The sequence below is a fragment of the Pseudomonas sp. ES1 genome (assembly GCF_050586605.1).
GTDB lineage: Bacteria > Pseudomonadota > Gammaproteobacteria > Pseudomonadales > Pseudomonadaceae > Aquipseudomonas > Aquipseudomonas sichuanensis.
The window spans coordinates 70,225-88,498 of the sequence record NZ_JBOBDM010000011.1; the positions used below are offsets into that span (position 1 = coordinate 70,225).

Genomic DNA, 18,274 nt, shown 5'->3' on the forward strand with positions numbered 1-18,274 from the left:
CGAGGCGCAGAAAAATTGTTATAACATTACCAAATCATTCCAAACCGCCCCTGGAGCCGTTCATGCGTCGTCTGCTGCTCGCCCTGCCCTTTGCCCTGCTGCCCCTGGCCGTGGTCCATGCCCACGACGAGCATGATCATGATCACGGCACCCTCGCCGCCCACGAGCATGGCGTGGCCAAGCTCAACGTGGTGCTCGACGGCAACACCCTGGAGCTGGAACTGGACAGCCCGGCCATGAACCTGGTCGGCTTCGAGCACGCCGCCAGCACCGATGCCGACAAGGCCAAGGTCGCCGCCGCGCGCCAGCAGCTGGAACAACCGCTGAAGCTGTTCGGCCTGGCCCAGGCCGCCGGCTGCAAGGATGAAGCGCAAGAGCTGCAAAGCCCGCTGTTCGGCGACGCCGCCCATGCCGACGACGATGGCGACGCGCACGAACACGAGCACGGCCACCAGCACGCCGATGTCAACGCCCACTACCAGTTCACCTGCGCCACCCCGGCCAAGCTCGCCCAGCTCGACCTTGACCCGCTGTTCAAGACCTTCCCGCAAACCCAGAAGATCAACGTGCAACTGATCGGCCCCAACGGCCAGAAAGGCGTCGAGGCCACCGCGGCCAAGGCCGTGGTCGCGTTCTGAATGAGCCAGGCGCTGATCGAGCTGCATGACCTGGTGTTCGCCTGGCCCGGCCAGGCGCCGCTGCTGGATATCCGCGAGTTCCGCCTGGAAGCCGGCGAGGCGCTGTTCCTCAAGGGCCCCAGCGGCAGCGGCAAGACCACCCTGCTCGGCCTGCTGGGCGGGGTGAACCGCCCGGGCCAGGGGCGCATCCGGTTGCTGGGCCAGGACCTTGCCAGCTTGAGCCAGGGCGCCCGCGACCGTTTTCGGGTCGACCACACCGGGTACATCTTCCAGCAGTTCAACCTGCTGCCGTTCCTGTCGGTGCGCGAGAACGTCGAGTTGCCCTGCCGCTTCTCGAAGTCCCGTGCCGAACGCGCCAGCCAGCGCCATGGCAGCGTCGACCAGGCCGCCGCGCACCTGCTGGCGCACCTGGGTTTGCATGACGCCGGCCTGCTCGCCCGCCGTGCCGGCAGCCTGTCGATCGGCCAGCAGCAACGCGTCGCCGCCGCCCGGGCGCTGATCGGCCAGCCCGAACTGGTGATCGCCGACGAACCCACCTCGGCGCTCGATGCCGACACCCGTGAAGCCTTCATCCGCCTGCTGTTCGACGAATGCCGCGCGGCCGGCTCCAGCCTGCTGTTCGTCAGCCATGACCAGAGCCTGGCGCCGCTGTTCGACCGTCACCTGTCCCTGGCCGAACTCAACCGCGCCGCCACGCCCCGGGAGGCCTGATGTACCTGCTCCGCCTTGCCCTGGCCAGCCTGGCCAACCGCCGCTTCACCGCCCTGCTCACCGCCTTCGCCATCGCCCTGTCGGTGTGCCTGCTGCTGGCCGTCGAGCAGGTGCGCACCGAAGCCCGCGCCAGCTTCGCCAGCACCATCAGCGGTACCGACCTGATCGTCGGCGCCCGTTCGGGCTCGGTGAACCTGCTGCTGTATTCGGTGTTCCGCATCGGCAACGCCACCAACAACATTCGCTGGGACAGCTACCAGCAGTACGCCAAGGACCCACGGGTCAAGTGGGCCATCCCCATTTCCCTGGGTGACTCGCACCGCGGCTACCGGGTGATGGGCACCACCGGCGACTACTTCGCGCACTATCAGTACGGCCGCCGTCAGCACCTCGAGCTGAGCCAGGGCCGACCCTTCGCCGACGACCCCTTCGAAGTGGTGCTGGGGGCCGAAGTGGCCGACGCGCTGCATTACAAGCTCGGCGACAAACTGGTGCTGGCCCACGGTGTAGCCGCCATCAGCCTGGTCAAGCACGACGACAAGCCATTCACCGTGGTCGGCGTGCTAAAGCGTACCGGCACCCCGGTGGACCGCACCCTGCACATCAGCCTGGCCGGCATGGAGGCGATCCACATCGACTGGCACAACGGCGTGCCGGCGCGCGGTGCCGGGCGCATCAGCGCCGAGCAGGCCCGCGGCATGGACCTGCAACCGGCGGCGATCACCGCGTTCATGCTCGGCTTGAACAACAAGATCGCCACCTTCAGCCTGCAACGCGAGCTCAACGAGTACCGCAACGAGCCGCTGCTGGCGATCCTGCCCGGCGTGGCGCTGCAAGAGCTGTGGAGCCTGATGGGCACGGCCGAGCAGGCGCTGTTCGTGGTCTCGCTGTTCGTGGTGCTGACCGGGCTGATCGGCATGCTCACGGCGATCCTCACCAGCCTCAACGAACGCCGCCGGGAGATGGCCATCCTGCGTTCGGTGGGGGCCCGGCCGTGGCACATCGCCGGGTTGCTGGTACTCGAAGCACTGGCCCTGGCCGTGGCCGGGATCGCCGCCGGGCTGGGCTTGCTGTATGCCGGGATCGCCCTCGCCCAGGGCTATGTGCAGGCCAACTACGGGCTGTACCTGCCGCTGGATTGGCCGAGTGCGCATGAGTGGACGCTGCTGGGGATCATCCTCGGCGCAGCGCTGCTGATGGGCAGCGTGCCGGCCTGGCGCGCCTATCGGCAGTCGCTGGCCGATGGGCTGTCGATTCATCTTTGAGAATGACCATGCGCCTTTCAGCCAAGACCTTCGTTGCATTCAATCGCCGGCAAGCCGGCTCCCACATGAATAGCGCGACCTTCAAGGCCAACGCGATACCTGTGGGAGCCGGCTTGCCGGCGATGCAGGCAGCGCAGCCGGGCCTGCTCGCCACACTGGCCCTGGCGCTGCTGTTCATCTTGTCTCCAGCCTGGGCCGCCGAGCCCCGCGAACTGGACTGGCCCGCACTGATCCCCGAGGGCGCCCCGGTCATCCCGCCGCAACTGGCCCCGCTGCACGACCTGTCGCAGATCGGCAGTGCGCTTTCCGAATCCGCCCCTGCCGCGCGCCAGCAGGCACCCGACGCGCCGGTGGTCAAGGCGCTCAACGGCCAACAGGTGAAGCTGCCCGGCTACATCGTGCCGCTGGAGGTCAGCGAAGAGGGCCGCACCACCGAGTTCCTGCTGGTGCCCTACTACGGCGCCTGCATCCATGTGCCGCCACCGCCGTCGAACCAGATCGTGCATATCTTCAGCGAGATGGGCGTGCGCGTCGAAGACCTCTACCAGCCGTACTGGATCGAGGGGACGATGCAGGTCAAGGCCAGCAGCAGCGAGCTGGCCGATGCCGGTTACCAGATGGAAGCGGAGAAAATCTACGCCTATGAGCTGAAGTGAGCACTGACTGGGGCCAATGACACGGCTTCGTTGAGCTGGGTCAAACTTTCTGTTTAGTCAGCTTCGTACCATTGGACTACTCGATTACTCACGTCCTTTGGGAGCTTCCATGAACAAGTCCTTGCTCAGTGCCTCGCTCGTCGCGTTGGCGCTCGCAGCCCCTGTTGCCCACGCCCACCAGGCAGGTGATTTCATCATCCGCTCCGGCGCCATCACCACCGCGCCGAACGAGAACAGCGGCGACATCAAACTCGATGGCGCCAAGGTGTCGGGCACCAAGGCAACCCTGGACAGCGACACCCAACTGGGCCTGGCCTTCGCCTACATGCTGACCGACCACATCGGCCTGGAGCTGCTGGCCGCCACCCCGTTCAAGCACACCGTGGGCGTGAAGGGCCTGGGCGGCGGCCTGGACGGCAAGCTGGCCGACATCAAGCAACTGCCACCAACCCTGTCGCTGCAGTACTACCCGATGGAGGCCAGCTCCAAGTTCCAGCCTTACGCCGGCGTGGGCCTGAACTACACCCTGTTCTTCGATGAAGACCTGAGCAGCAACCGCAAGGCGCAAGGCTTCAGCAACATGAAGCTGAAGGACTCGGTGGGGCTCGCCGGCCAGCTGGGCATGGACTACATGCTCACCGAAAACCTGCTGTTCAACGCCGCGGTCTGGTACGTCGACATCGACACCAAGGCCACCATCGACGGCCCGAGCGCCCTGGGCGTGGGCAAGACCAAGGTCGACGTGGACGTCGACCCGTGGGTCTACATGGTGGGCCTGGGCTACAAGTTCTGACCCAGCACCGCCCGACAAGCCCGCTCGCCCGAGCGGGCTTTTTCATTCTGGCCCAGCCGCCACAGGTGCACCCAGTACCCCAGGGCCAGGCCACTGATGCCGGCCCCCAGCCCGCACACCGCGCCCCAGCCCCACTGCCCGTAGACCCAGGTCGCGGCCACCGCACCCAGCCCGCTGCCCAGCGAGTAACAGCACATGTAGGCGCCGATCAGGCGGCTGGCCATCTCGCCACGCCCGGCCAGCAGCAGGCTCTGGTTGGTCACATGCACCGCCTGTACGGCGAAGTCCAGCAGCAGCACGCCCAGCAGCAGCGCCAGCAACGAGTGCTCGAGCAGGGCAATCGGCAACCATGACAGCACCAGCAACCCCAGCGCCAGGCCGGTGGTCTGCTGCCCTTGCCCACGGTCGGCCAGGCGCCCGGCCCGTGCGGCCGCCAGGGCACCGGCAACCCCCGCCAGGCCGAACAGGCCGACCTGGGTATGGTCCAGCGCCAGCGGCGCGGCGCTCAGAGGCAGCACCATGGCACTCCACAGCACACTGAAGGCGGCAAAGATCAGCAGGGCGAAGATGCCCCGCTGACGCAACAGCCGGTCGTGGCGGTACAGCGCGAACACCGAACCCAGCAGGGCCAGATACCCCTGTCGCACGCCGCGCGAGGGCGCCTCGGGCAAACGCCAGCCGAGCAACAGCGCCATCAGCAAGGCAAGGCCCGCCGCCACGCAATAAACCGTACGCCAACCCGACAGGTCGGCCACCAACCCCGAGGCCAGGCGTGCCAGCAGGATACCCAGCACCACACCACTGGTGACCGTGCCCACCGCTTGCCCCTGCTGCGCGGGCGTGGCCAGTGTGGCGGCGTGGGCCACCATCACCTGCACCACCACCGCCATCAGCCCGACCATGCCCATGGCCGCCAGCAGCATTGCCCAGTCAAGGCTCGACGCCACCGCCAGCAGGGCAACAGCCGCCAGCACCAGTTGCGTGAGGATCAGCCGCTTGCGAGCGAACAGGTCACCCAGCGGCACGATCAACAGCAACCCCGCGGCATACCCGGCCTGGGTCGCGCCAACCACCAGGCCGACCTGCGCCTGGGCGATACCCAGGCTGCCGGCCATGGACTCCAGCAGCGGCTGGGACAGATACACGCTGGCCACCGCAAGGCCGCAGGCGAGCGCCAGCAGCAGCGTCAGGCCGCGGGTCAATGGCGGCGGTACAGATGAGGCAGATGGCATTGCACAGTCCTCGGCAGATTCCGGTTTCGTTTTGAAACCACAACTGGATTTCTAGCAAATGTGGTTTTAATCTGCAACCAACATTGATCAGGAATGGCCCATGCTCGACGACAACAACCAGCAATGCCCCGTGGCCCGCGCACTGGAAGTGCTCGGCGATCGCTGGGCGCTGATGATCCTGCGCGATGCCTTCGATGGCCTGCGCCGCTTCAGCGAATGGCAGAAGAACCTGGGGCTGGCGAAGAACATCCTTGCCACGCGCCTGAAGTTGCTGGTCGAGGCCGGCCTGCTGGCGCAACAGCCCGCCTCCGATGGCAGTGCTTACAAGGAATACGTGCTGACCGAGCAGGGGCGCGCGGTGTTTCCGATCGTGATCGGCTTGCGCCAGTGGGGGGAGCGGTATCTGTTCACGGAAGGGGAATCACGCTCGCAGCTGGTCGATGAGCGCGGCCAGGGGCTGGAGACGCTGCAGGTGCGGGCTGAGGATGGGCGAGTGGTGGAACCGGAGCGGTGCCAGCGGCAGTTGGTTCGGCATGGGTGATGGCCTGTGAGGCGATCCCCACGCAATGGACTTGAACGTCCGCTCTAGGAGCAACTGTCTTGTACTGCCTGCGTTTAACTCATCGCAGGCTGCACCCTCACAGTTACAACGCTTGCCGTCAAAGCGGCGCGTGTCCTGTGGGAGCGGGTTTACCCGCGAACACCGGCAGAGCCGGTGCCATCCACCGCGCCGCCTGCTTCGCGGGTAAACCCGCTCCCACAAGAATTACGCTGCCCCTGTTGCCGCCGGCCTCAGGCCTTGCCGAGCAACCGTGCCACGCCTTCAACGAAGGGCGTTGGCTCGGGGAAGTCGAAGCGCGCCAGCAGCCGCGCATTGTCCGCCCGCGAATGGCGGATATCCCCGGAACGCGCCGGGCCGTGGCTGATCGCCGGCAGGCTGCCGATCACCTGTTCCAGGGCCTTGAGCAACTGGTTCAGCGAAGTCGCCTGGTTAAGGCCGATGTTCACCGCGCCCTCTTCCACTGCTGGCTGCTCCAGCGCCTGGACCATCACCTGGACCAGGTCACCGACATACAGGAAATCACGGGTCTGCTCGCCATCGCCGAACACCATAATGGGTTTGCCGCTGGTGGCACGCTCGCAGAAGATGCTGATGACCCCGGAATACGGCGAGGACGGGTCCTGGCGCGGGCCGAAGATATTGAAGAAGCGGAATACCACCGGCTCCAGGCCGTGCTGGCGACGGTAGAAATCCAGGTATTGCTCGCTGGCCAGCTTGTCCACCGCGTACGGGGTCAGCGGTGCCTTGGGCGTGTCTTCGGCGATGGACTGGCCTTCGCCATTGTTGCCGTACACCGCCGCGCTGGAGGCAAACAGCACCCGGCGCACGCCATGCTGGCGCATCGCTTCACAGACGTTGAGCGTGCCGATGAAATTGCTTTGGTGGGTTTTTACCGGGTCCTCGACCGATGCCTGCACCGAGGCTACCGCAGCCAGGTGCACCACGGCCTGGCAACCGGCGGCCGCACGCGCGACCAGCGCCGCATCGGCGACATCGCCCTCGATCAGTTCCAACTGCGGGTGACCGAGTTGCAGGTTGCTGCGCTTGCCGGTGGACAGGTCATCGAGAATGCGTACCGCGTAGCCTTTTTCCAGCAGCGCTTCGCACAGGTGGGAGCCAATGAAGCCGGCACCGCCGGTGATCAGGATGGGGGCATCAGCCATGTCGGTAGAAACGGTCCAGTAGGGGCGGCAAGCCGGCACGCCAGGCGCGCGGCTTGATACCGAAGGTGTGAAGGATCTTCTTGCAGGCCAGCACCGCATGCTGCGGCTCTTCGCTGGCATCCGGGCGCGCGGCATGGGCCTGGGCGGTCGGTTGCTGCACGGCCAGCTTGTGCCACTGCGCGGCTTCGCCGAGGATCGCCTGGCCCAGCGCCAGCGGCGTGGTGGCCTCGTTGCCGGCGTAGTGGTAGGTGCCCCACAGCGGCGCCTTGCAGTCGAGCTGCTTGAGCACCGAGAGGATGACCCGCGCGGCGTCATCCACCGGCGTCGGGTTGCCGCGCCGGTCATCGGCCAGCAGCAGCTCCTGGGGTTGTTCGGCACGGGTCAGGAAACGCCCGAGCGCACCGTCGCGGCTTTCGTCGAGCAGCCAGCCGAAGCGCAGCAGCACATGCTGCGGGCAGGTGGCGCGCACGCTCTGCTCGATGCGCCACAGGGCCTGGCCGCGCAGGCCGAGCGGTACCGGCTCGTCCTTCTCGCTGTAGGCCGTGGCGCGCGAGCCATCGAACACCCGGTAGCTGGAAGGCTGCACCAGGACCATTTCGTGGTGCTGGCACAGTTCGGCGAGCCGCTCCACCGCACGCTCCTGCTGGGCCAGGCGCTGTTCGCTGACCGACTCGGCCTGGAACCAGTCGAAGTAATAGGCAAGGTTGACCACCGCGTCGGGGCGGTGCTCGTCGAGCAACAGGGTCAGGCTGGCCGGGGCCCAGCCGCTTTCCGGGGGGCGCGGTGCCAGGAAGGCGATGTCTTCCTCGGCGCCAAGACGAATCAATGCTTGCCCGAGGGCATTGCCTCCACCCAACAGCATCAGGCGCATACGCATAGGGTCAACAAGTCCGCTCAGATCGATGGAGGAAAGGGGCATTTTGCGGTTTCCGTGGGGCGAAGTCCAACCTGGGCCTGTCATACATGCGTTTTCCCTGCCTTGCTCAGCCCTACTGCCTTTACAAACCCAGGAAACGACTGACTAGCGAACGGGAACAGTCTGGCTTTTGAAAGGTGAGGAAAGTAGATCCAATAGCCGCCGTGCCTTATCGCCGGTACCGACGGGCAAAATGTTTCAGCACACCCTCAACAACATGGAACGTAGCTCATGAAAGACTTGGAAGTCGCCTACCTGCAATTCAACCCGGCTCAGGCGTTGGCATTGACCGGTTTCAGCCAGGAACTCGCAAACTCAGGGGGGCCGCAGGCCTGCGGCGTTGCCCAGAAGGCCAATGAATATGCCGAAGCGCTGAGGGCAACCCTTACGCCTGACCAGCGAACTACCCTTCAGCGCTTTACCGAAGGCCACTTGTCGGCCCTCCTGTTCTCACAGATGCATAGCCCTGACGATCCGCTGCCCGAATACCTGCCTTGTCAAAGTGAGCTGGAACAGGATCAGTGCACTCTGTATCTCGCGTCGCGCAACCAATTGCTGCTGGCGCTTGCACGCTATCGTGCATTCGCCTTCGATATCGACAACGATGGCAAGCACGTGCGTCTAGTTGCCAACTTCAAAGGTGGCGGAACTACACAACGTCCCGACGAGGACAGACGAAGGTCCGTCGAACTCAGCTCGCATTCTGGCCTACGGCTGGGTGCGCACACCGAAGCGCCCTATAACTGTTCGGTGATAGCCCACGGCGGGCACTCTCCCGCGCCATCAGCGCTGATTCTCACTGCACGGTGGAACCCTGCGCAGGAACCGACCCACATCATCCCCATGGCCGGCATTATCGAAAGACTAGGGGGGCTGCATGCCTTGGCCTTGACCTCCTGCTCCTTCGATTTCACCCGTAGCGAATGCTTCGTCAGTGGCCAAGGGCAGGCTGGCAAAGCCGTCCCCATCCTGCAATTCGATGCCAACGGCGGCTTCAGCCTGCGCTACAACGCCTACCGCTTTTCACTCAACGATCACGCCAGCCAAGCCGCCGAGCGAGCGCTCGATGCCTTCCAGGCATTGCTCATGCAAGCGCAGCCCCTCCCCTTCGTACTGCAAGCCGACAAGGCGCTGCTGATCAACAACTGTCGAGCCTTGCATGGCCGAGACACCGTCATGGACAACCGCCGCCTGCTGGTACGCCTGTTCGGCTACTCCCCTTTCGCGCGCCCGTTGATCATCAGCGACGACCCGTTGCTGGTACGCGGCTGAGCTGGAGCTTCCCCATGCTGGAAAATTTCACGCAGGCGATAAATATTGAAATGCTGCTTCTGCTGGCCGCTGTCGCATTGCTGGCCGGTTTTTTCGACGCGATTGCCGGTGGTGGCGGCCTGTTGACCTTACCTGTGTTGTTCATCGCCGGTATCGACCCCCTGGCGGCCATCGCAACCAATAAGTTCCAAGCCACTTCGGCGACCGTTTCTGCAACCGTAGCCTTTGCCCGCAAAGGCATGATCGACTGGCACGGCGGCCTGCCCATGGCGCTTATGGCATTCATTGGCGGCGCCCTGGGCGCGCTATCAATCAGCTTGATTCCCCACGACCTGCTGCAGGCCTGCGTCCCTGTTCTGCTGATCTTGGTCGCTGCCTGGTTTGCCTTCAGCCCCAAACCGCGAGAGCAGGAGCGCAAGGCGAAAGTGTCGCTGCGCCTGTTCTGCCTGGGCGTGGCGCCGTTGATTGGCTTCTATGACGGGGTATTCGGCCCTGGGGTTGGTTCGTTTTTCATGCTTGCTTGTGTGCTCCTGCTCGGGCAGCACTTGATGCGCGCGGTGTGCACCAGCAAACTGCTGAACGCTGCGTGTAATCTGGGTGCGTTATCAGTGTTCGCTCTTGGCGGCGCGATCATCTGGCCACTGGCACTGACGATGGCTATTGCAGCCTTTACCGGCGCACAACTGGGCGCCCGCTGCGCCGTGCGCTTTGGGCCCCGGCTGATCAGGCCGCTGCTGGTCAGCGTCTGCTGCATCATGGCGCTCAAACTACTGGCCAGTGCTGATAACCCGCTCGGCGAATGGGTAAGCAGTCAGTTTTCATAGGAGCAAGAGATGGACCTCGGGGTGACCACCGCGCAACGCGCCCTCTGGCAGTACGACGAACCCGCCCCCGGCGCCGAGCGCTTCATTGACGAAGCCTTCGACGGTTATCGCCAGCAGGCCCGCCTGCTGTTGCCGGACAGCGAACGAGCGCCACCGGTGTTCGTGGTCGGCGGCGCCCGTTCGGACTTCACTCGGCTCAACCCGCTGCTGTACCGCCTGCAGCAGCAGGGCATCGGCTCGCTGACCGGCAACCTGTCCGGCCACAGCCTGGCCAGCGAACCGGGGGCAAAGGATGCCTCGCTGGCCAGCAACCTGCAGGAAGCCTTGCGCTTCCACCAGCATCTGGACAGCCGCAGCGACACCCTGATCGGCCACAGCCTGGGCGGCGCCATCGCCCTCAAGCTGGCGGCGCAGCGCCCGAGTGTGCGAAAGCTGGTGTTGATCTGCCCGGCGGTATACCCCGACGCTGCCCACAACGCGCCCTTCGGTCCAGCGTTCAGCGCGGCGATCCGCCAGCCCTTCGCTTTTCTTGACTGCGACAGTTATGCCTTCCTGCGCCAGTTCCAAGGCCGCGTGCTGCTGGTGATCGGTGAATACGACGGGCTCAACTCACGGGTGCACGGCCAGGGGGCCGGGACGTCGGCGGGGTTGCGGCGGATGGCGGGTGTCGAGCGTTACAGCCCGATCCCCGAGGAAGTTACCCACAGCCTGCTGCGTTCTGTGCCGGCGCCGCACGTGGAGTGCCTGATGCTCACCGACTGCGACCATGGCATTGCCGCCCACCTGCGTGACCGACCGGAGGTGGCGGATCAGGTGGCGCAGGCGGTGGGGGCGTTCATTCTGGGGTGAATTCGCCTGACGCCTGCGGCCCTGTGGGAGCGGCGATTCGCCGCTGCGATTTACCCGCGAAGGCGCCGTTGGTTTTACCTCAGCATTCGCGGGTAAACCCGCTCCCACAGGGATCGTGCCGAACTCAAGACCTGCACTCTGCCTGTGGGAGCGGGTTTACCCGCGAACACCGGCAGAGCCGGTGCCATCCATCGCGCCGCCTGCTTCGTGGTGGTCCGGCACTCCGGTAAACCCGCTCCCACAACCTGTCACTCGATCTCGAACAGGCCGTTGCTGATCGAACCCGCGCTCAGCCGGTCGCGGATATCGTCGTCGATGCGCGGGTCATCCGGGCGATAAAGGCGTACCTGGCGGAAGGCGTTGATCCGGTTGATCTCCTCGCCCAGGTACTCCCAGACCACGCGGGTGCACGCCGGGTTGCGCCGGTCGCCGCTGGACACGCCGGTTTTCAGGCCATTGAGGCGGGTGATGCGGCTCTTGAAACTGGGAATGAGGATGGTCTGGCTCATCTCGTTCAAGGTCAGCGACTCGTAGTCGACCAGGAACAGGCGGTCCTGCAACTGGAACGCCGCCCCCAGGTAGCGGCAGCGCACCTCGGCATGGGGGTCGGTGGCGCTGCTGCGCTCCTGGCGCTCCTGGCGTTCGAACAGGTAGCGCTCACGCTCTTCGCGCAGGTGCACCAGCGACACCAGGATCAAGCCCGGCACCGACATGCAGTTGGAGTATTCGAAGTAGTAACCGCAGTAGCGCGTCAGGTTGACGACATGGTCGTTGAGCGGCTTGAACAGCTCACTGATCGGGTTGTTCTGCTGCGCGGCGGGGTTGCGCGCGCCGATCAGGCGGGCGAACTGCTCGGGCGGCAAACCCAGCTCGTAATCCTCTACGCCGAAGAAGTCACCGATCCGTTTGAGGTTGTACGGCGTCGGCCGGCTTTGCCCGCTCAGGTACTTGTTGAACTGCCCGCGGTTGATCGACAGCTGCCGGCAAACCTCCGAGATAGAGCGGTAGTGGCTGCAGGCCAATTTAAGGTTGTCAGCGAAGTGATCGCCCATGATGCCGGGGTCCAGATGATGCGAGTGATGCAATTCTAGCATCAAGTCGCACCAAAACAGAGCAACCCGCGAAATTGTAACCACAGTTGTCATGACCCACCCTGCGCCCCAATCAATCGCGGTGCGCCTGCCGTCCGCAGATTTTCCACACGAACAATAAGAATCGAGGTCATTTCAAAATGCTCGAAGCACTCAACGATTTCCTCTCGGGGAAGCTCCTCATCGTGCTGATCGTCGGTCTCGGCAGCTACTTCACCATCCGCTCGCGGTTCGTGCAGTTCCGCCACTTCGGCCACATGTTCGGTGTGTTCAAGGAATCCCTGCGTGGCCAGGCAGGCCAGCTGAGCTCGTTCCAGGCCCTGATGCTGAGCCTGGCCGGCCGCGTCGGCGCCGGTAACATCGCCGGTGTCGGTATCGCCGTGACCCTCGGCGGCCCAGGCGCCGTGTTCTGGATGTGGGTCACCGCACTGGTGGGCATGTCCAGCAGCTTCTTCGAATGCACCCTGGCCCAGGTCTACAAGCGCGCCGACGGCGACGGCCTGTACCGCGGCGGCCCGGCGTACTACATCCAGCACGGCCTGAAGCGCAAGAGCATGGCGATCGTGTTCTCGATCCTGCTGCTGGTCACCTACGGCTTCGCCTTCATCGGCCTGCAGTCGTACACCGTGACCCACTCGCTGCAGAACGCCTTTGCTTTCGACCCACGCCAGACCGGTATCGTCCTGGCCGTGCTGCTGGCCATCACCTTCATCGGCGGCATCAAGCGCATCGCCGCGGTGTCCGACCTGCTGGTACCGATCAAGACCCTGGCCTACATCGGTGTGACCCTGTACGTGATCGGCACCCAGATCGAACACGTGCCGGCCATGCTGGAAACCATCTTCAAGAGCGCCTTCGGCCTTGACCCTGCGTTCGCCGGCCTGCTCGGCAGCGCCATCGTCATGGGCGTGAAGCGTGGCGTGTTCGCCAACGAAGCGGGCCTGGGCAGTGCGCCGAACGTCGCCGCCGTGGCCGCGGTGAAACACCCTGGCGCCCAGGGCGTGGTCCAGGCCTTCAGCGTGTTCCTCGACACCTTCGTGATCTGCACCTGCACCGCGCTGCTGATCCTGCTGTCGGGCTTCTACACCCCAGGCTTCGAAGGTGACGGCATCGTCCTGACCCAGAACTCGCTGGCCGCCGTGGTGGGTGACTGGGGCCGCATCTTCGTCAGCGTCGCACTGTCGCTGTTCGTGTTCACCTGCATCCTCTACAACTACTACCTGGGCGAGAACAGCCTGCAGTTCCTGACCCGCAACCGCGCCGTGCTGATGGCGTTCCGCGGCCTGGTGCTGGCGCTGGTGGTCTGGGGTTCGATGCAGGACCTGTCGACCGTGTTCGCCTTCGCCGACATCACCATGACCTGCCTGGCGTTCGTCAACCTGGTGGCCCTGGCCCTGCTGTTCAAGGTCGGCCTGCGGGTGATGCGCGACTACGACGAGCAGCGCAAGGCTGGCATCAAGCAGCCGGTGTTCGACTCGAGCAAGTTCACCGACCTGGACCTGGACCGTGCCGCCTGGCCGGCCAATCCGCAGGCTGAAACAGCCGCTGACAATCGCGCTGCCCAAGCGCAAACCCAGCGCTGATATTCTCCCCTGCCCCAGCCGCCCCGTCCGTGGGCGGCTGACTCTTTCTTCGTCTTCGGGCCCCCTCGCCGGCAAGCCGGCTCCCACAGGGGATCGCGCTGCCTCGGGCATACGCTGCGACAGGGCCTGACATCGCTACGGAAAGTTCCAATGCGTGCAGTCAAGAATCTCCTCGTCCTCTACACCGGTGGCACCATCGGCATGTTGCAGTCCGCCGAAGGCCTGGCGCCAGCCGGCGGCTTCGACGCACGCATGCGCGAGCACTTTGCCGCTTGCGCCGATGCCCCCCAGTTGCCCTGGACCCTGCGTGAACTGAACCCGCTGATCGACAGCGCCAACATGCAACAGGCCAACTGGCTGGCAATGCGCGATGCCATCGTCGAGGCGGTCGAGCAGCAGGGCCACGACGGCGTGCTGGTGCTGCACGGCACCGACACCCTGGCCTATAGCGCCGCGGCCCTGTCGTTCCTGCTGCTGGGCCTGCCGGTGCCGGTCCTGCTGACCGGCTCGATGCTGCCGGCCGGCGCGCCGGACAGCGATGCCTGGGCCAACCTGATCGGCGCCCTGCGCCTGTTCGAAAGCGGCCTGGAAGACGGCGTGCAGCTGTACTTTCACGGCCAGCTGCTGCACGGCTGCCGTGCGTCGAAGCTGCGCAGCGAGGCGTTCGACGCCTTCACTGCGCTGCCCCGCCATCGCGAGGGCGAGCGAGCTGCGGCGATCCCGGCGGTGCTGGGTTATCGCCAGCCACGCCAACCGGTCAACCTGGCGGTGCTGCCGGTGTTCCCCGGCCTGGGCGCCGAGCACCTGCGCGGCCTGCTCGGCAGTGGTATCCAGGGTCTGGTGCTGGAGTGCTATGGCAGCGGTACCGGGCCGTCCGACGACCAGGCGCTGCTCGACGTGCTGCATGACGCCCGCCAGGGCGGCGTGATGATCGTCGCCATCAGCCAGTGCCCGGAAGGTTCGGTGGTGTTCGATACCTATGCCGCCGGTAGCCGCCTGCGCGATACCGGGCTGGTGAGTGGCGGTGGCATGACCCGTGAGGCGGCGCTGGGCAAGTTGTTTGCGCTGCTGGGGGCGGGGCTGGATGCCGATGCGGCCGAGCACTGGTTTGCACTGGACCTGTGCGGGGAGCGCGCGTAAACGCGTAGGCCGTCAGTACGTCATCGCGGGGCAAGCCCGCTCCCACGGTCACTGCTCGTGGGAGCGGGCTTGCCCCGCGATCGTTTGTACAGCTGGAAAAGTGGCGGAAGGCAGCGGGAGTCGAACCTGCCCGGGAACGGATGCCGTCCCCAACCGGGTTTGAAGCCCGGCCGCGCCACCGGGCGCGATTGCCTTCCTTGGATCGTTCAGTGCTCGGCCTGCTGTTGGGCCAGGGCACTGTCGGTACGGATGTGACGCTGGTCGCCGACCCTGCGGGTCAGGCCGATGCGGTCGAAGTATTCGAGTATCTGCACACTGCGCTTGCGACCGATGCCCAACCTGTCGCGAAACGCGGCGACCTGTACTATCGGCGATCCCGCCGCCAGCTGCAACAGCAGCTCTGCCATGCGCCTTAGCGTGTCCTGCGGGTAGAACAGGTCACGCACCACCTGGTGCACCATGCCCAGCCTTGCCAACTTGCGCAGCAACAGCCGCACTTCGGCCTCTTCGCGTTGCAGTTCCCCGGCCAGGGTCCTGACCCAGGGTGGATCGTACTCGCCCGCCAGCAGGCGCGGTTGCAAGCGCGCCCACAAGGCCGCATCGGCATCGCTCAACTGGACCTGGTGATCCGGCAAGTGCAGCCAGGGCCCACTGCTGCCGATCGCGCCGTCACCGAGCAGCTCATCCAGCAAGCTGACGAACGCCGGGCGCTCCAGCGGCAAGGCGCAGAAGCGGCGCAGCCGGTCACGGTCGGGGCCGAGCTGGTCGGGCTCCTGCTCGTGGAACTGCGCCAGGCGCGCCAGCAGCTGTTGCTTGAGTGCCTGCCATTGCGCACGGGCGAACAACAGCTGGCCCTGGCGCGTGGCGATCACCACTACGTGGTCTGGCAACTGCCAGGTTTCACGGCGGCGGTTGAACTGGCGCTCCAGGCGCTGCGGATCTAGCCCACCGGGGGCGGTTTCGAGCAGCGCGGGCAAGGCCTGCTCCAGCTCGATGGCATCACGCAGCACCTGCAACTGGCGCAAACGCACGTCACTGCGGCGTTGCCGGCTTGGGGCGAACGGGTCGAGCACCCGGCCGCCACCCAGCGTGCGTTGGGCGCGCTGGTCGCGCAGCACCAGGCGATCACCGTGCACCGCCTGCAAGGGGGCATTGAGCAGCAACTGGGCGAACATGCGCTCGCCAGCGCCCAGCTTTTCACCTTCCAGCAGCGCCACCCGGGCCGTCACGTCCTGGGTGCCGAGGTGCACGTGCACCGCACTGAAATGTTCGAAGGTGCGGGTTTCCGTGGGTAGCAGGGCCAGTTCGATATCGACCCGCACACTGGGCGCATGCAGCCACTCGGGCAGCAACCAATCGCCACGATGCACCTGCTCGATCGCCAGGCGTTCGCCGGTGATGTTCAGCGCCACCCGCTGCCCGGCTTCGGCTATCAGCGCAGCCTGGTTCTGTGCGTGCAATCCGCGCACCCGCACCGGTTTGCCGGCCTTGCCCAGCAGCAGTGTGTCACCGGCGCTGACCTGCCCGGCCAACGCCGTACCCGTGACCACGATGCCCGCGCCGGACACCGCGAAGACGCGGTCCACGGCCAGCCGAAAGCCCCCTCGCGCACTGCGCCGATGAACCTGTCGTTCAGCGACGAGCAATGCCTCGCGCAACGCCTCGACCCCTTCGCCGCTCAAGCTCGAAACCGGGAACTGCAACGCCCCCGCATAGGGCCCGGGCGCCAGCAGTTCGGCAACCTGCGCCTGCACCTCGAGCAGCCGCGCCGGCTCGACCCGGTCGCACTTGCTGATCACCACCAGCGCCTGGGCAATGCCCAGCAACTCGATGATCGCCAGGTGCTCGCGGGTCTGCGGCATGACGCCGTCGTCGGCGGCCACCACCAGCAGCACCAGGTCGATGCCGTGGGCGCCGGCCAGCATGTTGTGGATAAAGCGCTCATGCCCGGGCACATCGATGAAGCCGGTCAGCGGCGCACCCTCGGCCAGCGCCGCGTAGCGGTAGCCGAGGTCGATGGTCATGCCCCGCGCTCGCTCCTCCTGGCGGGTGTCGCCGGCCTGGCCGGTCAGGGCTTGCAGCAGCGCGGTCTTGCCATGGTCGATATGCCCGGCGGTGCCGACGATCACTGTACCGGCCCCAGTTGCAGCGCCGGCAGTTGCGCCAGCCACTGAGGCTCGTCATCGAGCTGCCGCAGGTCGAGCCACAGGGCATCGTCGTCGATGCGGCCGAGCACCGGCACCGGCAAATCGCGCAGGGCCCGCTCCAGCACGTGCAGGCTGCGGCCACGCAGCTTCTTCGACACCTGCGGGCGCAGGCACAGGGCGGCACTGGGCAGGCGCGCCACGGGCTGGCTGCCGCTGCCGATCATGCCCAGGGCCGGCTCCACGGTAACGGCCCATTGCTCACCCAGGTGGGCCCTGAGGTCGGGGGCCAGGCGCAGTGCCTGGGCCTGGATTTCAGCCTGGCTGCGGGTCAGCAGGCGCAAGCTGGGCAGGCGTTCAGCCAGGCGGTCGGGGTTGCGGTACAGCGCCAGCACCGCTTCCAGCGCGGCGAGGGTGATCTTGTCCACACGCAGGGCGCGCTTGAGCGGGTTCTTCTTGATCTTCGCGATCAGGTCCTTGCGCCCGACGATGATCCCCGCCTGTGGGCCACCGAGCAGCTTGTCGCCGCTGAAGGTGACGATATCGGCGCCGTCGGCCAGGGCCTGGCGCACCGTCGGTTCGGCCGGCAGGCCCCAGCGGGTGAGGTCGAGCAGGCTGCCGCTGCCCAGGTCTTCGAGCAACGGCAACTGGTGTGCGTGGGCAATGCTTGCCAGCTCGGCGGTAGGCACCTGGGTGGTGAAACCCTGAATGCTGTAGTTGCTGCAGTGCACGCGCATCAGCAGCCCGGTGCGCGGGTTGATCGCGCCTTCGTAGTCGCGGGCATGGGTGCGGTTGGTGGTGCCGATCTCGTGCAGCTTCACGCCGGCGCGGGCCATGATGTCGGGGATGCGGAAGGCGCCGCCGATCTCGATCAGCTCGCCGCGGGAGATGATGCCCTCCTTGCGCGCGCCCAGGCTGTTGAGCGCCAACAGCACGGCGGCGGCATTGTTGTTGACCACGGTGACGGCTTCGGCGCCGGTCAGCTCGCGGATCAGGCCTTCGATCAGGTCGTCGCGGTCGCCGCGCTTGCCGGTGGCCAGGTCGAATTCCAGGTTAAGCGGGTAACGGGCGGCGGTCTGCATGGCCTCGACGGCTTCTTCGGGCAGTAATGCCCGGCCCAGGTTGGTGTGCAGTACCGTGCCGGTGAGGTTGAACACCCGACGAACCTGGCTGCGTTGCTGGATGGCCAGGCGTTCGCCGGCGCGGCCCAGGAGGACTTCGGCGGTCAGTTCGGTGGCATTCAGTTGGCCGAGACGAGCAGGCTCGCGCAGGTCGTCGAGCAGTTGGCGCAGGGTGGCCAGCGTGGCGTCACGGCCGTGGCGGTCGATCAGTGGGGCGCAGGCAGGGTGGCGCAGCAGGGTGTCGATGGAGGGCAGACGTGGGGTGGAGCTGGCGAGGGTTGAAGACATTCAGGTACTACCTTGAACTGATCCGT

17 protein-coding genes and 1 tRNA gene are annotated in these 18,274 nt (G+C 65.9%); 11 read left to right on the top strand and 7 right to left on the bottom strand.

Translation table 11 applies throughout. From position 1 onward, the window contains the following. Positions 1-62: 62 nt before the first annotated feature. From ACQ4N9_RS06850 to ACQ4N9_RS06870, 5 genes are all read left to right on the top strand, one after another. Positions 63-638 (top strand): DUF2796 domain-containing protein, encoded by a 576-nt coding sequence (locus ACQ4N9_RS06850; protein WP_390966616.1) that lies wholly within the window; start codon positions 63-65, stop codon positions 636-638. Beyond that, entirely contained in the window at positions 639-1,349 is a 711-nt protein-coding gene (locus ACQ4N9_RS06855; RefSeq protein ID WP_390966614.1) for an ABC transporter ATP-binding protein, read from the top strand. After that, a complete protein-coding gene (locus tag ACQ4N9_RS06860; RefSeq protein WP_390966612.1) occupies positions 1,349-2,614 on the top strand; it encodes an ABC transporter permease in 1,266 nt (421 codons plus the stop codon). Before ACQ4N9_RS06855 ends, ACQ4N9_RS06860 begins: the two co-directional genes overlap by 1 nt. A gap of 122 nt (positions 2,615-2,736) precedes the next feature. Further along, positions 2,737-3,270, top strand: a complete 534-nt coding sequence (locus ACQ4N9_RS06865) for a DUF3299 domain-containing protein (protein ID WP_390966854.1) — start codon at positions 2,737-2,739, stop codon at positions 3,268-3,270. 109 nt (positions 3,271-3,379) lie between these two features. Continuing rightward, on the top strand, positions 3,380-4,063 hold the full coding sequence (locus ACQ4N9_RS06870; RefSeq protein WP_347150047.1) for an OmpW/AlkL family protein: 684 nt from the start codon (positions 3,380-3,382) through the stop codon (positions 4,061-4,063). Here the strand turns inward: ACQ4N9_RS06870 and ACQ4N9_RS06875 are convergent. Next, positions 4,051-5,295 (bottom strand): MFS transporter, encoded by a 1,245-nt coding sequence (locus ACQ4N9_RS06875; protein WP_390966609.1) that lies wholly within the window; start codon positions 5,293-5,295, stop codon positions 4,051-4,053. The genes ACQ4N9_RS06870 and ACQ4N9_RS06875 overlap by 13 nt on opposite strands. 100 nt (positions 5,296-5,395) lie before the next feature. On the opposite strand from ACQ4N9_RS06875, the gene ACQ4N9_RS06880 reads away from it, so the two are divergent. Continuing rightward, on the top strand, positions 5,396-5,836 hold the full coding sequence (locus ACQ4N9_RS06880; RefSeq protein WP_390966607.1) for a winged helix-turn-helix transcriptional regulator: 441 nt from the start codon (positions 5,396-5,398) through the stop codon (positions 5,834-5,836). 251 nt (positions 5,837-6,087) lie between these two features. On the opposite strand, the gene ACQ4N9_RS06885 is transcribed toward ACQ4N9_RS06880, so the two are convergent. Both ACQ4N9_RS06885 and ACQ4N9_RS06890 read right to left on the bottom strand, forming a co-directional pair. After that, a complete protein-coding gene (locus ACQ4N9_RS06885) occupies positions 6,088-7,020 on the bottom strand; it encodes an NAD-dependent epimerase/dehydratase family protein (protein ID WP_390966605.1) in 933 nt (310 codons plus the stop codon). After that, positions 7,013-7,897: a sugar nucleotide-binding protein gene (locus tag ACQ4N9_RS06890; protein WP_110993336.1), complete on the bottom strand. Its 885-nt coding sequence runs from the start codon at positions 7,895-7,897 to the stop codon at positions 7,013-7,015. The genes ACQ4N9_RS06885 and ACQ4N9_RS06890 overlap by 8 nt, the downstream gene beginning before the upstream one ends. A gap of 270 nt (positions 7,898-8,167) precedes the next feature. Between ACQ4N9_RS06890 and ACQ4N9_RS06895 the strand changes: the two genes are divergently transcribed. From ACQ4N9_RS06895 to ACQ4N9_RS06905, 3 genes are read left to right on the top strand one after another with little or no spacing between them, the layout of a single operon-like run. After that, positions 8,168-9,208: a hypothetical protein gene (locus ACQ4N9_RS06895; protein WP_390966603.1), complete on the top strand. Its 1,041-nt coding sequence runs from the start codon at positions 8,168-8,170 to the stop codon at positions 9,206-9,208. 14 nt (positions 9,209-9,222) lie between these two features. Further along, complete coding sequence (locus tag ACQ4N9_RS06900; RefSeq protein WP_390966601.1) at positions 9,223-10,032, top strand: TSUP family transporter; 810 nt, start codon at positions 9,223-9,225, stop codon at positions 10,030-10,032. Between the two features lie 9 nt (positions 10,033-10,041). Beyond that, a complete protein-coding gene (locus tag ACQ4N9_RS06905) occupies positions 10,042-10,881 on the top strand; it encodes an alpha/beta hydrolase (RefSeq protein ID WP_390966599.1) in 840 nt (279 codons plus the stop codon). A gap of 248 nt (positions 10,882-11,129) precedes the next feature. Here the strand turns inward: ACQ4N9_RS06905 and ACQ4N9_RS06910 are convergent, their stop codons facing one another. After that, positions 11,130-11,933: a helix-turn-helix domain-containing protein gene (locus tag ACQ4N9_RS06910; RefSeq protein ID WP_390966852.1), complete on the bottom strand. Its 804-nt coding sequence runs from the start codon at positions 11,931-11,933 to the stop codon at positions 11,130-11,132. A gap of 179 nt (positions 11,934-12,112) precedes the next feature. Between ACQ4N9_RS06910 and ACQ4N9_RS06915 the strand changes: the two genes are divergently transcribed. Both ACQ4N9_RS06915 and ACQ4N9_RS06920 read left to right on the top strand, forming a co-directional pair. Continuing rightward, positions 12,113-13,555 carry an alanine/glycine:cation symporter family protein gene (locus ACQ4N9_RS06915; protein WP_390966597.1) on the top strand — a complete coding sequence of 481 codons (1,443 nt, stop codon included), beginning with the start codon at positions 12,113-12,115 and terminating at the stop codon, positions 13,553-13,555. A gap of 150 nt (positions 13,556-13,705) precedes the next feature. Continuing rightward, positions 13,706-14,695, top strand: a complete 990-nt coding sequence (locus ACQ4N9_RS06920) for an asparaginase (protein ID WP_390966595.1) — start codon at positions 13,706-13,708, stop codon at positions 14,693-14,695. Between the two features lie 101 nt (positions 14,696-14,796). Here ACQ4N9_RS06920 and ACQ4N9_RS06925 read toward each other — a convergent pair. From ACQ4N9_RS06925 to selA, 3 genes are all read right to left on the bottom strand, one after another. Beyond that, a tRNA-Sec gene (locus tag ACQ4N9_RS06925) sits at positions 14,797-14,892 on the bottom strand. Between the two features lie 9 nt (positions 14,893-14,901). Continuing rightward, positions 14,902-16,824: a selenocysteine-specific translation elongation factor gene (gene selB / locus ACQ4N9_RS06930; RefSeq protein WP_390966850.1), complete on the bottom strand. Its 1,923-nt coding sequence runs from the start codon at positions 16,822-16,824 to the stop codon at positions 14,902-14,904. Then, positions 16,821-18,248 (bottom strand): L-seryl-tRNA(Sec) selenium transferase, encoded by a 1,428-nt coding sequence (gene selA / locus ACQ4N9_RS06935; RefSeq protein WP_390966593.1) that lies wholly within the window; start codon positions 18,246-18,248, stop codon positions 16,821-16,823. The genes selB and selA overlap by 4 nt, the downstream gene beginning before the upstream one ends. Positions 18,249-18,274: the final 26 nt, after the last annotated feature.

Coding starts and splice junctions, on each gene's coding strand:
- ACQ4N9_RS06850 (WP_390966616.1), top strand. CDS start 63: ATGCGTCGTCTGCTGCTCGCCCTGCCCTTTGCCCTGCTGCCCCTGGCC.
- ACQ4N9_RS06855 (WP_390966614.1), top strand. CDS start 639: ATGAGCCAGGCGCTGATCGAGCTGCATGACCTGGTGTTCGCCTGGCCC.
- ACQ4N9_RS06860 (WP_390966612.1), top strand. CDS start 1,349: ATGTACCTGCTCCGCCTTGCCCTGGCCAGCCTGGCCAACCGCCGCTTC.
- ACQ4N9_RS06865 (WP_390966854.1), top strand. CDS start 2,737: ATGCAGGCAGCGCAGCCGGGCCTGCTCGCCACACTGGCCCTGGCGCTG.
- ACQ4N9_RS06870 (WP_347150047.1), top strand. CDS start 3,380: ATGAACAAGTCCTTGCTCAGTGCCTCGCTCGTCGCGTTGGCGCTCGCA.
- ACQ4N9_RS06875 (WP_390966609.1), bottom strand. CDS start 5,295: ATGCCATCTGCCTCATCTGTACCGCCGCCATTGACCCGCGGCCTGACG.
- ACQ4N9_RS06880 (WP_390966607.1), top strand. CDS start 5,396: ATGCTCGACGACAACAACCAGCAATGCCCCGTGGCCCGCGCACTGGAA.
- ACQ4N9_RS06885 (WP_390966605.1), bottom strand. CDS start 7,020: ATGGCTGATGCCCCCATCCTGATCACCGGCGGTGCCGGCTTCATTGGC.
- ACQ4N9_RS06890 (WP_110993336.1), bottom strand. CDS start 7,897: ATGCGTATGCGCCTGATGCTGTTGGGTGGAGGCAATGCCCTCGGGCAA.
- ACQ4N9_RS06895 (WP_390966603.1), top strand. CDS start 8,168: ATGAAAGACTTGGAAGTCGCCTACCTGCAATTCAACCCGGCTCAGGCG.
- ACQ4N9_RS06900 (WP_390966601.1), top strand. CDS start 9,223: ATGCTGGAAAATTTCACGCAGGCGATAAATATTGAAATGCTGCTTCTG.
- ACQ4N9_RS06905 (WP_390966599.1), top strand. CDS start 10,042: ATGGACCTCGGGGTGACCACCGCGCAACGCGCCCTCTGGCAGTACGAC.
- ACQ4N9_RS06910 (WP_390966852.1), bottom strand. CDS start 11,933: ATGGGCGATCACTTCGCTGACAACCTTAAATTGGCCTGCAGCCACTAC.
- ACQ4N9_RS06915 (WP_390966597.1), top strand. CDS start 12,113: ATGCTCGAAGCACTCAACGATTTCCTCTCGGGGAAGCTCCTCATCGTG.
- ACQ4N9_RS06920 (WP_390966595.1), top strand. CDS start 13,706: ATGCGTGCAGTCAAGAATCTCCTCGTCCTCTACACCGGTGGCACCATC.
- selA (WP_390966593.1), bottom strand. CDS start 18,248: ATGTCTTCAACCCTCGCCAGCTCCACCCCACGTCTGCCCTCCATCGAC.